At 71.8% G+C, this 744-nt stretch carries 1 protein-coding gene and 1 pseudogene; both read left to right on the plus strand.

Annotated elements, in window-relative coordinates; translation table 11 throughout:
• Positions 1 to 222, plus strand: a pseudogene (locus G3I71_RS45100) (hypothetical protein); the annotation flags it as partial.
• On the plus strand, positions 222 to 744 hold a 523-nt coding region (locus tag G3I71_RS45105; protein WP_203733019.1), incomplete at its 3' end, for a major capsid protein. The pseudogene G3I71_RS45100 and the gene G3I71_RS45105, both read left to right, overlap by 1 nt.

Consider the following 744-nt stretch of genomic DNA (forward strand, 5'->3'; position numbering starts at 1 on the left):
ACCGACGGCCGCGAGATCGCCGCCGGCCACCTGTTCGCCTCGCGCCCGGTCCGCACCGGCGTCGCGCGGATCCCCGCGGCGACGAAGGTCCACGGCTTCGTGAACCCCGTGCGGCTGCCGCTCCAGTCCGGCACCGGGTCGCTCACCGACGCGGCGCGGCTCAACCTCATCGGCATCCACTACGCGGACAAGCCGACCGTCATCGAGGGGGGTGAGGGCTGATGGCTCTCGTCTTCGACGCGCCAGTGTCCAACGAGGCGCTCACCACGTTCGTCCGCAACGTGCCGGTCGACAGCGAGCTGCGGCTCCTGAACCAGGTCCCCAGCCGGACGGTCGCGCGCGGCGAGATCAGCCTCGCCGAGGTCTTCCGCCGCAACCGCACCGCGCGGTACCGCTCGTTCGACGGACGCATCCACGTCTCGGCGCGCGACGACGCCACCACCGGCGCCGTCAAGCTGCTGCCCCTGTCGTCCTCGCTCAGCATGGGCGAGTACGAGCGCCTGCAGCTCGAGTTCGCCCGCACCGGTGGCACAAACACCGCCGCGCTCGCGGACGCGATCTACGACGACGCGACGCAGCTCACGCGCGAGGTGCACGCCCGCCTCGAGCAGGCGCTCGGCGACGTCCTCACGGACGGCGTCCTGACGCTCAACGAGAACGGCCTCGTCGGGGTCGAGCTCGACTTCGGGGTCCCGGTGAACCAGAAGGTCATCGCGGCGACGGTCTGGTCGAACGTCGCGGCGC

Source organism: Streptomyces sp. SID12501 (assembly GCF_010550245.1).
Classification (GTDB): Bacteria; Actinomycetota; Actinomycetes; order Streptomycetales; family Streptomycetaceae; genus Streptomyces.